The sequence below is a fragment of the Polaromonas sp. genome, assembly GCF_039932935.1.
Lineage (GTDB): Bacteria > Pseudomonadota > Gammaproteobacteria > Burkholderiales > Burkholderiaceae_C > Polaromonas.
This window is the reverse complement of sequence record NZ_JBDTPB010000007.1, coordinates 1-13,548: the sequence shown is the minus strand read 5'-3', so window position 1 is coordinate 13,548 and position 13,548 is coordinate 1. Positions and strand designations below refer to the sequence as shown.

Annotated in this window: 14 protein-coding genes; 7 read left to right on the top strand and 7 right to left on the bottom strand. The window is 63.9% G+C overall.

Annotated elements, in window-relative coordinates; all coding sequences use genetic code 11:
- Positions 1 to 15 precede the first annotated feature (15 nt).
- The 3 genes from ABI546_RS00635 to ABI546_RS00625 form a co-directional block, all read right to left on the bottom strand.
- Positions 16 to 990: a 2-dehydropantoate 2-reductase gene (locus ABI546_RS00635; RefSeq protein WP_348043068.1), complete on the bottom strand. Its 975-nt coding sequence runs from the start codon at positions 988 to 990 to the stop codon at positions 16 to 18.
- Between the two features lie 213 nt (positions 991 to 1,203).
- Positions 1,204 to 2,190 (bottom strand): Bug family tripartite tricarboxylate transporter substrate binding protein, encoded by a 987-nt coding sequence (locus tag ABI546_RS00630; protein ID WP_348043066.1) that lies wholly within the window; start codon positions 2,188 to 2,190, stop codon positions 1,204 to 1,206.
- Positions 2,191 to 2,280: 90 nt separating this feature from the next.
- Positions 2,281 to 2,688 (bottom strand): 5-carboxymethyl-2-hydroxymuconate isomerase, encoded by a 408-nt coding sequence (locus ABI546_RS00625; RefSeq protein WP_348043064.1) that lies wholly within the window; start codon positions 2,686 to 2,688, stop codon positions 2,281 to 2,283.
- Between the two features lie 98 nt (positions 2,689 to 2,786).
- Between ABI546_RS00625 and radA the strand changes: the two genes are divergently transcribed.
- The 6 genes from radA to waaF all read left to right on the top strand — a co-directional run bounded on the left by radA (position 2,787) and on the right by waaF (position 8,049).
- Positions 2,787 to 4,154, top strand: coding sequence for a DNA repair protein RadA (gene radA / locus ABI546_RS00620; protein WP_348043062.1), 1,368 nt, complete (start codon positions 2,787 to 2,789; stop codon positions 4,152 to 4,154).
- Positions 4,155 to 4,174: 20 nt separating this feature from the next.
- Positions 4,175 to 4,963: a metallophosphoesterase family protein gene (locus tag ABI546_RS00615; RefSeq protein ID WP_348043060.1), complete on the top strand. Its 789-nt coding sequence runs from the start codon at positions 4,175 to 4,177 to the stop codon at positions 4,961 to 4,963.
- Between the two features lie 170 nt (positions 4,964 to 5,133).
- The gene (locus ABI546_RS00610) at positions 5,134 to 5,568 is read left to right on the top strand and encodes a glycerate kinase (RefSeq protein WP_348043058.1); all 435 of its coding nucleotides are present in this window, start codon (positions 5,134 to 5,136) and stop codon (positions 5,566 to 5,568) included.
- Positions 5,569 to 5,667: 99 nt separating this feature from the next.
- The gene (locus ABI546_RS00605) at positions 5,668 to 6,609 is read left to right on the top strand and encodes a branched-chain amino acid transaminase (protein WP_348043056.1); all 942 of its coding nucleotides are present in this window, start codon (positions 5,668 to 5,670) and stop codon (positions 6,607 to 6,609) included.
- Between the two features lie 105 nt (positions 6,610 to 6,714).
- On the top strand, positions 6,715 to 6,942 hold the full coding sequence (locus ABI546_RS00600; RefSeq protein ID WP_348043054.1) for a zinc-finger domain-containing protein: 228 nt from the start codon (positions 6,715 to 6,717) through the stop codon (positions 6,940 to 6,942).
- A 99-nt stretch (positions 6,943 to 7,041) separates the two neighbouring features.
- Complete coding sequence (gene waaF, locus ABI546_RS00595; RefSeq protein ID WP_348043052.1) at positions 7,042 to 8,049, top strand: lipopolysaccharide heptosyltransferase II; 1,008 nt, start codon at positions 7,042 to 7,044, stop codon at positions 8,047 to 8,049.
- Between the two features lie 24 nt (positions 8,050 to 8,073).
- Here the strand turns inward: waaF and ABI546_RS00590 are convergent, their stop codons facing one another.
- From ABI546_RS00590 to ABI546_RS00575, 4 genes are all read right to left on the bottom strand, one after another.
- Positions 8,074 to 8,712 carry a carboxymuconolactone decarboxylase family protein gene (locus ABI546_RS00590; RefSeq protein WP_348043050.1) on the bottom strand — a complete coding sequence of 213 codons (639 nt, stop codon included), beginning with the start codon at positions 8,710 to 8,712 and terminating at the stop codon, positions 8,074 to 8,076.
- Between the two features lie 290 nt (positions 8,713 to 9,002).
- A complete protein-coding gene (locus ABI546_RS00585; RefSeq protein ID WP_348043048.1) occupies positions 9,003 to 10,238 on the bottom strand; it encodes an ATP-binding protein in 1,236 nt (411 codons plus the stop codon).
- 158 nt (positions 10,239 to 10,396) lie between these two features.
- Positions 10,397 to 11,113 carry a response regulator transcription factor gene (locus ABI546_RS00580; RefSeq protein ID WP_348043046.1) on the bottom strand — a complete coding sequence of 239 codons (717 nt, stop codon included), beginning with the start codon at positions 11,111 to 11,113 and terminating at the stop codon, positions 10,397 to 10,399.
- 186 nt (positions 11,114 to 11,299) lie between these two features.
- Positions 11,300 to 12,697: an AmpG family muropeptide MFS transporter gene (locus ABI546_RS00575; RefSeq protein WP_348043044.1), complete on the bottom strand. Its 1,398-nt coding sequence runs from the start codon at positions 12,695 to 12,697 to the stop codon at positions 11,300 to 11,302.
- Positions 12,698 to 12,728: 31 nt separating this feature from the next.
- Here ABI546_RS00575 and ABI546_RS00570 point away from each other — a divergent pair.
- On the top strand, positions 12,729 to 13,548 hold an 820-nt coding region (locus ABI546_RS00570; protein ID WP_348043042.1), incomplete at its 3' end, for a M48 family metallopeptidase.

The window sequence follows — 13,548 nt, the reverse complement described above, 5'->3', positions numbered from 1 at the left end:
AAAAATCCATGCAGGTCAATAAAGGCCTTTGACGCGAGCCTGCAGCCGGGCCAGCCCGAGCAGCGCATCGGTGAACGGCGTGGGCACCTGCGTCAGGGCGCCAAGCTCCCTGACCGCCGTCACCAGCGCGTCGAGCTCGACCGGTTTCCCGGCCTCCACGTCCTGCAGCATGGACGTCTTGAAGGCGCCCAGCTTGCGCGTGATGACGTGCCGTTCCGCAGGGGTCTGGTTGATCGGTATGCCAATGCGCGCGCCAATTTCCTTGGCTTCCAGCATCACGCTGTGGGTGAAGCCGGTCACCAGCTCATCATCGAGCACACGGTCCATGGTCGCGCCGGTCAGCGCGCTGATCGGGTTGGCGGTCATGTTGCCCCAGAGCTTGAACCAGATGTCTTTCTGGATCTGCTCGGACACCGGCGCTTCAAAGCCGGCTTTCTCCAGCAGCTCCGCGAGTTGCTGCACCCGGGCGGTTTTCTCGCCGGAAGGCTCGCCGATGATGAGTTTGTTGCCGAAGTGGTGGTGCACCTGGCCGGGCTCGTCGAGCGAGCAGCTGGCATGCACCACGCAGCCGACGATGTGTTTGGCCGGAATGGCCTGGGCCAGTTCACCGGTCGGGTCGACGGACTTCAGCCGCTGGCCGGCCAGCGTGCCGCCGAAGCCCTGCAAAAACCACCAGGGCACGCCGTTCATCGCGGCCAGCACGATGGTGTCCGGGCCGAGCAAGGGGGCTATCTGGCGCACCACTTCGAGCAAGGAAGGCGCCTTGACGGCCAGCACCACGAGGTCCTGCACGCCCAGGTCGGCCGGCCTGGCGCTGGCGCTCACAGCCTGCGACGTGACCTTGCCCGCCTGGTTCAGACGCAAGCCGTGTAACTGAAGGGCCTCCAGCGTGGCGCCGCGCGCCACCACACTCACGCTACAGCCCGCACGCGCCAGCCCCATGCCGATCCAGCCTCCAATGGCGCCTGCGCCGTAAATGCACACCTTCATCCGTGGTTCCGTTTCTTAAGTAAAATCGGGCTGCAGCCCAATAAGGACAAGCGCAAGCAGCTCCTTATTTAATAGCAAGGTGATTTCACTCCGTGTGCGCCACAACAAGCCGAAAATCCAGCCAGGGCCGCGGAACCGGCTTTGCCGGGCCGCAGGCGCAGCGCCCCCTCGGTGGCAGCGCAGTACGCGAAGCGACAAGCGTGGGGGCTCCATTTAGCCTTCAGGGGTGAAACCAACGGCTTTGACCAAGGGACCCCAGAGATCGGTATCAGCCTTGAGCATTGCCGCCAGCTGGGCCGGCGACGTGGGCGCAACTTCCAGGTAAGACACGGCCAGCCCGTCGATTACGTCTTGCGAAGCCAGCGCCGAGCGGATGCCGGCGTTCAGTCGCTGCACCACGTCTTGCGGCGCCTTGGCCGGCAGGAAGAAGCCAAACCATTCGGTGAACGCCAGGTCCTTGAAGCCTTGCTCCACCAGCGTCGGCGTGCCCGGCGTGAACTTGCCGCGCCTGGGGCCGCTGGTCGACAGCAGGCGGCATTTGCCGGCCGCCACGTGCTGGGTGAATTCACCGGTCGGGCCCGACACGGCGGCGATTTGTCCGCCGATCATGTCAAGCACCGCAGGCTGCGTGCCGCGGAAGGCGATGTGGCGCAGGTCCACATTGCCGGCGCGGCCCAGTAGTGCACCGATGAAATGCGGCGACGAGCCCGCAGCGGGTGAGCCGAAATTGGCCTGGCCGGGGTTGGCCTTGCACCAGGCGAGAAAGTCCGGCACGGTCTTTACGCTGGCCGGCACCATGGGCCCGACGGCAAAGCCGTAGTCAAAAATCGCCGCGGCCGAGACAGGCGTCAGGTCGGCCACCGGGTCGTACGGCAGTTTTTTGTAGGTGTGCGGGTAGATGCCCAGCATGGACATCGGCGTGAGCAGCACCGTGGCACCGTCGGGAGCGGCAGTTTTGACGAACTGCACGGCGATCTGCCCGCCCGCGCCGGTCTTGTTTTCGACCACCGCGCTTTTGGCGTAGCCGGGGTGCAGCTTGTCGGCCACGCGGCGCGAGACGATGTCGGCGGTGCCGCCCGGCGCGAAGCCGGCGATCACCCTGGTGCTGTCAATGGCCTGGGCCCAGGCCCGCTGGCCGATGCCTGCGAGCAGCGCAGCCGCGCTGGACGACTGGATAAGCTGGCGGCGAGAGATGTTCATGGTGTGTCCTCGTGAAGTTGTTGGGGGCTATGGCGCCGCTGGCGGGGCGCAAAAAAGCCATTGTTGTGCAAGATGCGGTTTTGTGCAGGATCAGGCGGCGTCCAGATGCGCGGCGAGGTTGTTGCGCTTGCCTTCATACACGGGGGCGCCTTCGTCGATCTGCAATGTCATGCCCACAGCATGCCGTGCAAACACGGCGTCCAGGTGCGTACTGGCGCAGGCCAGCACGGCGTCGCCGGCGCGCTTTCTCATGGCTTCGCTGCGGCCCGGGGTGATCAGGAGGTTCAGGTAGATAAAGGCGCGATCGGGCTGGCCGTCGGCCACGGCAAAGTGCGGCGCCGGCCAGGCCATGACGCGTGTGCCGGCCACGGGGAACAGCGGCGTTACGTCATCATCTGTACGCAGGGCGACCAGTGTAGCGGCCAGCTTTTGGCACAAATGGCCCATGTCGGTGTGGGCGTTCAGATTGGCGGTGTAGTGAAGAGTGAAGTGAGGCATGGCAGGTGTGGAGGGGAGGGAGAGGCTTGCGCGTCGTGAACGAAACCCGCATCATGACCAAAACCCAAAGGCTGGTTATTTATACAGTAATATCACGCATGGCCAAAGACAAAACGATATACACCTGCACCGAATGCGGCGGCATCAGCCCCAAGTGGCTGGGTAAATGCCCGCATTGCAACGCCTGGAACACGCTGATCGAGTCAGCGGCGGAAAACACGTCCCCCGTCAAAAACCGGTTTGCTTCCCTGGCCAAGGCCTCCGAGGTGACGACGCTGTCTGACATCGAGGCCACCGACATGGCACGCACGCCCACCGGGCACGAAGAGCTGGACCGCGTGCTGGGCGGCGGCATCGTCGAGGGCGGGGTGGTGCTGATCGGCGGCGACCCGGGCATCGGTAAATCGACGCTGCTGCTGCAGGCGCTGGATTCGCTGCAGCGCGCGGGGCTCAATACCCTGTATGTCACCGGCGAGGAGAGCGGCGCGCAGGTCGCGCTGCGTTCGCGCCGGCTGGGGCTGGACGGCTCGCAGGTCAAGGTGCTGGCCGAAATCCAGCTCGAGAAAATCCTCGCCACACTGGAGGCCACCCAGCCGACGATTGCGGTTATCGACTCGATTCAGACGGTGTATTCCGACCAGCTCACTTCGGCGCCCGGCTCGGTGGCGCAGGTGCGCGAATGCGCGGCGCACCTCACGCGCGCAGCCAAGTCCAGCGGCGTGTGCATCGTGCTGGTGGGGCACGTCACGAAAGAAGGCGCGCTCGCCGGCCCGCGCGTGCTCGAGCACATGGTCGACACCGTGCTGTACTTTGAAGGCGACACACATTCGAGCTTTCGCCTGGTGCGCGCCATCAAAAACCGCTTCGGCGCGGTCAACGAGATCGGCGTGTTCGCCATGACGGAAAAGGGCCTCAAGGGCGTGGCCAACCCGAGCGCTATCTTTTTAAGCCAGCACAGCGAGCCGGTGCCCGGCAGCTGCGTGCTGGTGACACTGGAAGGCACGCGCCCCATGCTGGTCGAGATCCAGGCGCTGGTCGACAACGGCGGGCCGAGCCCGCGGCGTCTTTCGGTGGGCCTGGACCGCGACCGCCTGGCCATGCTGCTGGCCGTGCTGCACCGGCATGCGGGCGTGGCCTGTATGGACCAGGACGTGTTCGTCAATGCCGTGGGCGGCGTGCGCATCAGCGAGCCGGCCGCCGACCTGGCCGTGATGCTGGCCATTACCTCGTCTTTGCGCGGCAAGCCGCTGCCCAAAGGCTTTATCGCGTTCGGAGAGGTTGGGCTGGCCGGCGAGGTACGCCCCGCGCCCCGCGGCCAGGAGCGACTGAAAGAGGCGGCCAAACTCGGGTTTAGCGTGGCCGTGGTGCCCAAGGCCAATGCGCCCAAAAAGCCCATCGAAGGCCTGACCATCCATGCTGTCGAGCGTGTGGAAGAGGCCATGGAAGTGGTGCGCAGCCTGAGCTGAGGCGTTGCACAATCGGGGACATGAAACTCGCCGTCATCTCCGACATCCACGGCAACCTGCTGGCGCTTGAAGCCGTGCTGGCGGATATTGCGGGGCAGGGCGTTGACCAGACCGTGAACCTGGGCGACATCCTGAGCGGCCCGCTGCAACCTGCGGAAACGGCCGACCTGCTGATGGCCCGCAACCTCACCACCATTCGCGGTAATCACGAGCGGCAGGTGCTGGACCTGCTGGATCAGGGCCAGCATCTCGACCCATTCGGCACCGACGGCTACACGGCGGGCCAGTTGTCGTCGGCGCAGGTGGCGTGGATCAGGTCACTGCCGGCGAGCCTGGAACTGGCAGGCGGCGATGTCTTGTTGTGCCACGGAACGCCCGGCAGCGACCTGGTCTACTGGATGGAAACCACGGCGCCCGGTTTTCCGGAGGCACATCCGACGGGTATCCGGCCCGCCACCGCTGAAGAAGTTTTTCTGCGGCTTGGTGAAATCGGCCCCCAGCTGCCTTCGCTGATTCTCTGCGGCCACACCCATGTGCCGCGCATGGTTCAGTGTGGCAATTCCCTCATCGTCAACCCCGGCAGCGTCGGCCTGCAGGCCTATGGCGACGAACATCCCCACCCGCATGTGGTGGAAAACGGGGTGCCGCACGCGCGCTACGCGGTGGTGGAAAAAACCGAGCAGGGCTGGCGGGTGGACTTGCGCGCCGTGCCCTACGACCATATGGCGGCATCCAAAGCAGCATTCAGCCGTGGGCGCCCCGACTGGGCACAGGCGTTGGCAACCGGGTGGGCAAAGCGTGGTACCTGACTGAATGCTATTAAAAACATAGCTGCTTGCGCACATTCCTATTGGGCTGCGGGCCATTTTCATATAGAAAAAGCGTCGCAAGGCATTTGCCGGCGGTTTTCGGCGGCTTTTTCATGGGGCTACGCACTCCCCGCAGCGCTGACATCCCCGGCGGCTGCGAAAATAAGGCCATGAACTTCCAGAAAATCATTGTTCCCGTGGCCGGTGTCGCCGCCGTCGTGCTGGCGTACCGTTTTTACGGCTGGGCCGGTGTGGCCGCCGCCGCCAGCGTCCTCGTGATGTGGGTGCTGCTGCATTTCACCCGCATGATGCAGGTGCTCAAGCGCGCGGCCAACCGGCCCATCGGCTATGTCGACAGCGCCGTCATGCTCAACGCCAAGCTCAAACCCGGCATGACCTTGTTGCATGTTGTCGCGATGACGCGTGCGCTGGGCCTTCTGCAGTCTGCCAAGAATGAGCAGCCCGAAATTTTCCGCTGGACGGACGGTTCCGAGTCGCATGTCACCTGCACGTTTGTGGGCGGCAAGCTGGCTCACCATGAACTCTTTCGCCCGGCGGTGACGGATTCACCCGAGGCTGGGGGCGCTGCGCCGCCCGCACCGTAAAATCAGACTTTCGGTTTACGCCGCCTCCCCGGGCTTGTCGGCAGGCGGGCGCCTCCGATGGCCAAGAATCATTCCACGACTTCATTACAGGATTCCATCATGTCCCCAGTAGCACCTTCCATGGCAGACCGCGACGGCAAAATCTGGATGGACGGCCAGATGGTCGACTGGCGCGACGCAAAGATCCACGTGCTGAGCCATACCCTGCATTACGGCTGCGGTGCGTTTGAAGGCGTGCGTGCCTACAAGCAGGATGGCGGCGGCACGGCGATTTTCCGGCTCGAAGAGCACACCGAGCGCCTCTTCAACAGCGCCAAGATTTTGCGCATGAAGATTCCCTTCGGTATGGAAGAAGTCATGGAGGCGCAAAAAGCCGTGGTGCGCGAGAACAAGTTAGAGAGCGGCTACCTGCGCCCACTGACCTGGATCGGCTCGCAAAAACTCGGTGTCAGCCCGAAAGGCAACACCATTCACCTGATGGTCGCCGCCTGGGCCTGGGGCGCTTACCTGGGTGAAGAAGGCATGAAACGTGGCATCCGCGTGAAGACCTCCAGCTACACCCGCCACCACGTCAACATCACGATGACGCAGGCCAAGGCGGTGAGCAACTACACCAACTCCATCCTGGCCAACATGGAGGCGCTGGACGACGGCTACGACGAAGCACTGCTGCTCGACGCCTCGGGTTTTGTCAGCGAAGGCGCGGGCGAAAATATTTTTGTGGTCAAGGGCGGCGTGGTCTATACGCCCGACCTCTCGGCCGGCGCGCTCAACGGCATCACGCGCAACACCATCCTGCACATCTGCAAGGACCTGGGCCTGGAGCTGGTGCAAAAGCGCATCACGCGCGACGAGGTGTACATCTCCGACGAAGCCTTCTTCACCGGCACCGCCGCTGAAGTCACGCCGATCCGCGAATTGGACCGCATTGAAATAGGCATCGGTTCGCGCGGCCCCATCACCGAGAAAATCCAGAGCGCGTTCTTTGACATCGTCAACGGCCGCAATCCCAGGTACGCCCACTGGCTGGCGAAGGTGTGAGCCCCCACGCTTGTCACTGCGTGTACTGCGCTGCCCCCCGAGGGGGCCGTGCCTTGCTTGGGGCGGCCCGGCGCGGCGGCGTCCCTAACTAGATAGAAGGACTTTATGACCACGACGACCTCCCATTCTTCCTCCGCTGTCGAGCTGCTGGCCTCCGACCTGAATGCCCAGGGCGGCGTCTATTGCCCCAGCCCCAAAGCCGACATGAAAATCTGGAACAGCCACCCCAAGGTTTACCTGGATGTGGCGCGCACCGGTCAGGCCAAGTGCCCGTATTGCGGCACGGTCTACGCGCTGAAAGCCGGCGAACACTTCGGCGCTGGTGGACATTGACCCATCCCCGAAGCGGCCTGCGGCCGCCTCCCCCTCAAGGGGGCGCCATCTGCGGCCCGGCAAAGCCGGTTCCGCGCTGGCCCTGGAAGAGAGTGCCTGATGCCTGACTCACTGATCATCGCTCCCCAATGGATAGGCGATGCGGTGATGACGGAGCCGCTGCTGCGGCGGCTGCAAGCGCGTGGCGAGCGTCTCACGGTAGGCGCCTTGCCTTGGGTGGCGCCGGTGTACCGCGCCATGCCGCAAGTGGCCGACGTCATTGAGTTTCCCTTTGCCCATGGCGGCCTGCAGTTTCGTGAGCGTCGCGCGATTGCTAGGCGCATCGAGGGCCGTTTCGACAAAGCCTATGTTCTGCCTAACTCGCTGAAAAGTGCGCTGCTGCCTTTTCTGGCCAGCATCCCGGAGCGCATCGGTTACTTTGGCGAGGCGCGTGTGGGGCTGCTCACGCACCGGCTCAAGAACCCCAAGAACAAGCCGCCCATGGTGGCTTTTTATTCAGCGCTGAGCGGTGGCGCCGGCCTCGAAAATGACCGGCCGCAATTGCAGATGGCGTCGGCCGAGATTGACCAGACGCTGGCTGAGCTGGGCCTGCAGCGCGGTGGGTACCACGTGTTCGCACCCGGCGCTGAATACGGCCCGGCCAAGCGCTGGCCCGCCCGCCATTTTTCAGAACTCGCCGCCCGGCTGGGCTTGCCGGTGGTGCTGCTCGGCTCGGGTAAAGAGGCAGCGCTGTGCGAGGAGATCGCGGCGCCGGTGAATGCCGCGCAGCCCGGAAAATGCCTGAATTTCGCGGGCAAGACCTCGCTGGTGCAGGCGCTGTGCCTGATCGCCGCCAGCCACAGCACCATCAGCAATGACTCGGGCCTCATGCACGTGGCCGCCGCTTTCGGTGTGCCGCAGGTCGCGATTTTTGGGTCATCCAGCCCGCTGCATACGCCGCCCCTGAGCGACAAGGCAACCGTGCTGTGGCTCAAAGCCGATGCGGCCTACCAGCCCCCGCTGGATTGTGCGCCGTGTTTTGAACGCGAGTGCCCATTGGGGCACACCCGCTGCCTGAATGACATCGGCGCCGACCGGGTTCTGGCGGCGCTGCCTTCCGGCGCTTAGGGAGGCGCTGAACAAGTCCCTTGCTTAGGCGGGGAAAGCCGCCAGCGGCGAAAAGCCCGGCTTGCTCTGGGTTGGCGTACGCGCCACGTTCATTACCCAGCACACCATCACAAAGTAGCCGGCGAGGCTGACCAGTTCGACCACGCCTTGCTCGCCGAATGCCGCTACCGCGGCGGCATACGTGGCATCGCAGCAGCCGTGCTGGCGCAACACTTCGAAAGTCAGGTCCAGTGCGACGGCCTCGTCGGCTGCGAGTTCGCGTGGCTGCCGGCCTTCGGCGATGGCGTCGAGCGTTGCCTGGGCCACGCCGGCGCCGAGTGCCAGCGGCGCATGCATCAGCCACTCAAACTGGTTGGCGGTGTGGCGCGCAGCCACGCAGGTGACGAGCTCGCGGATTCTTGCCTCGACCACACTCTCAAACCGCAGGTAAGCCCCGAGGTCGCCGACGCGGCCCATGAGCTGCGGGCTGCGCAGCAGCGGAATGAAGGGGCCAAACACGGCCTTGCGTGGACCGGCGATCAACGCATCCGCGGCTTCGCGCTGCGCCGTGGACATGGCGTCGCGCGACATCAGCGGCATGCGGTCCCCGGCGGACGGGAAGAAACCTTGGGGGACGGTGGACGTGGCGGGGGCCGCCGTCGATGTGGGCGTGGCAAGACTCATGGTGTTCCTGTGAATGCTGAGCCCCTGAGGGTATCAAAGCGCGGGGCGCCATGTTTTTGCGGGCAAAAAAAAGCCACCTTGCGGCGGCTTCTTGCAAAGTTCTTCCGTGTGGAAGAGCATCGTTGGGAGATCATCTACATGCTTCACCGACGTTATTTTTATCCCTTGGTCCCTCAATTGTTGTGACAGCAACGGGAGGACTATCGGGGATCGCGTGTGGATTAGCCATTCTCCAAATAGAGGAGATTCTTCAAATTTCAGGGTCCGCGCCCCAATTTTCGTGATTTATTTCACGCTTTGGAATGGGCCACCGGCAATTCCACAACAAAGGTCGCACCGCCGCCGGGCCGGGCTTCGCAGCGGACACTGCCGCCATGGCGCTGGCTGATGGATTTGACGAGGGCCAACCCCAAACCAACGCCGCCTTCACGCTCACTGGCGCCGGGCAGCCGGTAAAAAGGTTCAAAGATGCGCTCGCGCTGCTCGGCAGGCACACCCGGGCCGCGGTCATGCACCTTGATGACGGCCAGCTGTTTTGCCCCGATCCGGGCTTGTGCCAACTCCAGGCTGATCTCCCCGTTGCTGTAGCGCCGCGCGTTTTCCAGCAGGTTGCGGATCAGGCGGCGCAGCAGGCGTGGAGAACCTTGCACCGTCAGGCTGTGGCTATCGGCGTCCACGCCCAGGCCGGCGCCAGGGCTGTTGGAATTCTGGCCCAGTTCGGCGCTCAGCTCCGCATTGACGCGCGAGCATTCTTCGGCCGCCAGGCCTGTGAGGTCCAGCGTTTCAAATGGTTCGGCGTCGGCTTGCTTGGCGTCGAGCCGGCTGGCCAGCAGGATTTCGTCGATCAGCTGGTCGAGTTCGGTGATGCTGCGCGAAATTTCCTGGCGCTGCGGCGAGGCGGCGTCAGTGCCCATGAGTTCCAGGCCCATGCGGATACGGGCCAGCGGTGAGCGTAGCTCGTGCGACGCGTTGGCCAACAGCGACTTGTGCGAATCCATCAGGGTTTCGATGCGTTCAGCCGCGTGGTTGAAGCGCCTGGCCAGGAAGGCCACCTCGTCTGTGCCTTCGGCATTGACGCGGGCCGACAGGTCGCCTGAACCCCATCGCTCCACGCCGCGCTGCAGGGATTCGAGCCGCAACGTCAGCCTGCGCATGACCGGATAGGCGCCCAGCGCCACGGCCAGTCCGACCACGACCAGCATCCAGCCAAAGCCAAATGGTGGGCGGTTCCACGAGTTGCTGCCGGGTGGGCGCTTGGGCCGTGGCAACACCAGGTTCAGCGTCTGGCCGTCTTTGGTCAGCACATCAAATTCGAGGCCATCACCGAGTTTGCGGTCCGGCTTGGTCTGTGCGGTGCCGATGACTTCGCCTCGCTCGTTGTGAACCAGGACTTCGCGGATCGGCAGTTGCGGAGGATCTGAACTCAGGCGCCAGGCTGCGCCCACCAGAAAGGTGAGCACCAGGACGGTAGCGACAACCGCCAGCCAGATTCGCACATAAAGATGCGAAGTAAAACGACCCCACATATGGAACTCCTATAAATCCAATTTTCGGGCGCATGGCGTCGTTGCGCGGTGCGCGGAATCCTCATGCACCGAAGTGCATTCCGGTGTCCTGCGCTCCGGGCGCCTCGTCCCGCATCCCGACAATTGAATTTCCAGAAGCTCCATGGCCATATCCTTTTTCAGTCCTGTTGCTTGGCGAAAACATAGCCCACGCCGCGCACGGTGAGGATGCGTTTCGGGTCTTTTGCGTCGGCCTCAATAGCGCTGCGGATGCGGCCCATGTGCACGTCGATGGATCGGTCAAAGGCCTCGAGTTCGCGGCCGCGTACGGCCTCCATGATCTGGTCACGGCTCAGCACGCGGCCGGCGCGCTCAGCGAGCGCGACCAGCAGGTCGAACTGGTAAGAAGTCAGTTCGCAGAGCGCGCCCGACACCGAGACGGTGCGTGCATCACGGTCGATTTCCAGCGAGCCGAAGCGCATGACCTTGTGGCCACCGGTGGATGCGGCTGCGGCTGTGTCACCGCCGCGGCGCAGCACGGCCCGTATACGTGCCAGCAGTTCCCGCGGCTCGAACGGCTTGGGCAGGTAGTCGTCAGCGCCGATCTCCAGGCCGACGATGCGGTCCATGGGGTCGCCCTTGGCGGTGAGCATCAACACGGCAGTGTGGGTGTTTTCGCTGCCCTGGGCCTTGATGCGCCGGCATACTTCGAGGCCGTCCATGTCGGGCAGCATCAGGTCGAGGATGACCAGGTCAGGCGCAGCGCCTTCCAGGGCGGCCAGCCCCGCGGCGCCGTCGGCCGCATGGGTAAATCCGTAGCCCGATTGGCGCAGGTATTCGCCCACCATATTGGCCAGGCGGGTATCGTCTTCGATCATCAAAAGCTGTTGGGTCATGGCTGCTCCTCGTTGGCTGGTGTTCCCCAAGGGGGAATCACAATGAAATCATGGTGCGCTGCACGCAACAATCCCGCTTGAAGCCGCCGTAAAGTTACGGTAAACCGGCGGAGAAAGCACCAGCATACTCCCCTGGGCGTCTGCCCGCACGAATCTATGCGCTATTAATTTAATAGCTGCTCGCGCTCATTCGCTCTGGCCTGGCGGTGTTTTTAGCCTGGAAGCCAGGCCCACCAAAATCAGCACCGGAAGGCCCAGCAAGGCTGTGGCCGTGAAGAAGTGGCTGTAACCGAAAGCGTCCACATACTTGCCCGAATACCCAGCGAGAAATTTGGGCAGCAACAGCATCATGGAGCTGAACAGCGCGTACTGGGTCGCCGAATAATTGATGTTGGTCAGGCTCGACAGGTAGGCAATAAAGGCGGCCGAGGCAATGCCACTGGAGAGGTTGTCGGCCGAGATGACGAAAATCAGCGCATTGACATCGTGACCGCGCGTGCCCAACCAGGCAAACAGCAGGTTGCTGCCGGCGCTGAGAACGGCGCCCAGCATCAGCACGCGCATCACACCGAAACGCATGGCCAGCGCACCGCCAACAAAGGCGCCGACCAGCGTCATCACCACGCCGTAAATCTTGGTCACCGCAGCCACTTCATCCTTGGTGTAGCCCATGTCCACATAAAAGGGGTTGGCCATGATGCCCATGACGACGTCGCTGATGCGGTAGACCGCAATCAGCGCCAGGATCAGCAGCGCTTGCTTGCCGTAGCGGCGCAGGAAATCGGCGAAAGGATCGACCAGTGCGGTTTTAAGCCACTCGGCGGCGTTGCGCGATGGCGCCAGCGGGCGCGGCACCGGCTCAGGCGACAGCAGCACCGTCGCCATGCCCAGCAGCATGGAGGCCGCCATGGCCAGGTAAGCCACTTGCCATGCACCGTGCTGGTAAGTGACGGCATCGCCGACGACTTCGGCGCGCGCTGCAATCCACAACGCCCCGGCGCCGGCCCAGATCATCGCGATGCGGTAACCCGTCTGGTAGGCGGCGGCCAGCGCGGCCTGGCGCTGCGTGTCGGCCGACTCGATGCGGTAAGCGTCCAGCGCGATATCTTGTGTAGCCGAACCGAATGCCACGGCCAGCGCGCACCACACGACGGGTTGCAGGGCCAGCTTGGGGTCTGTCATTGCCATGCCGACCAGCGCTGCCACGATGACGAGTTGTGACAGCAGGAGCCAGCTGCGCCGGCGGCCGAGCAGGCGTGTGAGCAGCGGAATAGGCATGCGGTCCACCAGCGGTGCCCACACCCACTTGAAGCCATAGGCCAGCCCGACCCAGCTCAGGTAGCCGATGGTGGTGCGGTCGATGCCGGCTTCCCGCAACCAGAAGCTCAGCGTGCCGAACACCAGCAACAAAGGCAGCCCTGCGGAAAACCCCAAAAACAGCATGCGCAGCGTGGCCGCTTCCGCGTACACATGCCACACGTCGCGCCACGCGGGTTTGGCGGTGGTTGGCGTGGAGGCGGTGGACGTTGCGCCCTGTGCAGTGGTGGGCGCCGGCAGTTCGGAGGTGGGGGTTTTGTCTGACATGGGCATTTTGATTTGTGACTATTATTCACCCATGTGCTTTTTATGCGAGGCCAAAAACTCTGCCTGGGCTGGCCGCCGGGCGTTTCTGCTGGCTGCTGGCGGCGCTGCCGCCACGGCGGTGACCACTCCGCTGCTGGCCCAGGTCGAAGTAGGGCCTGCGTCGAGCATGCGCAAGCTGATCCCTGCGGAAGAGCTTGAAACCGCGGCGACGCAGGAATACGCCAAGCTGCTGGCCGAGGCCAAGTCCAAGGGTGCACTGGCTTCGGCCGGTAACCCCCAGCTTCAGCGCATACGCGGCATTGCCACCCGCCTGGTGCCCCAAACCGCTCAGTGGAACGACCGTGCCAAGCAGTGGCACTGGGAGGTCAACCTGCTCGGCAGCAAGCAGATCAACGCCTTCTGCATGCCAGGCGGCAAGATCGCGATTTACACCGGCATCATCGATCAGCTCAAACTCAGCGACGACGAAATTGCCATGATCATGGGCCACGAAATGGCCCACGCATTGCGCGAGCATGCGCGCGCCCGCATCGCCAAAAGCCAGGGCACCAGCATGGGCCTGTCCGCGCTGTCGCAGCTCTTTGGCCTTGGGCAATTGGGCGACGTGGCCGCCAACATCGGCACCCAGTTGCTGACGCTGCGCTACAGCCGCGACGATGAAACCGACGCTGATCTCGTGGGGCTGGAGCTGGCTGCGCGCGGTGGCTACAACCCGCAAGCCGCTGTGAGCCTGTGGGAAAAGATGGGCCAGGCCGGCGGTGGCGCCAACGGGCCGAGCTTTCTGTCGACCCATCCCTCAGGTCCCCAGCGCATCCAGCAGCTACAAGCCAACGTGCCCAAGGTCCAGGGCC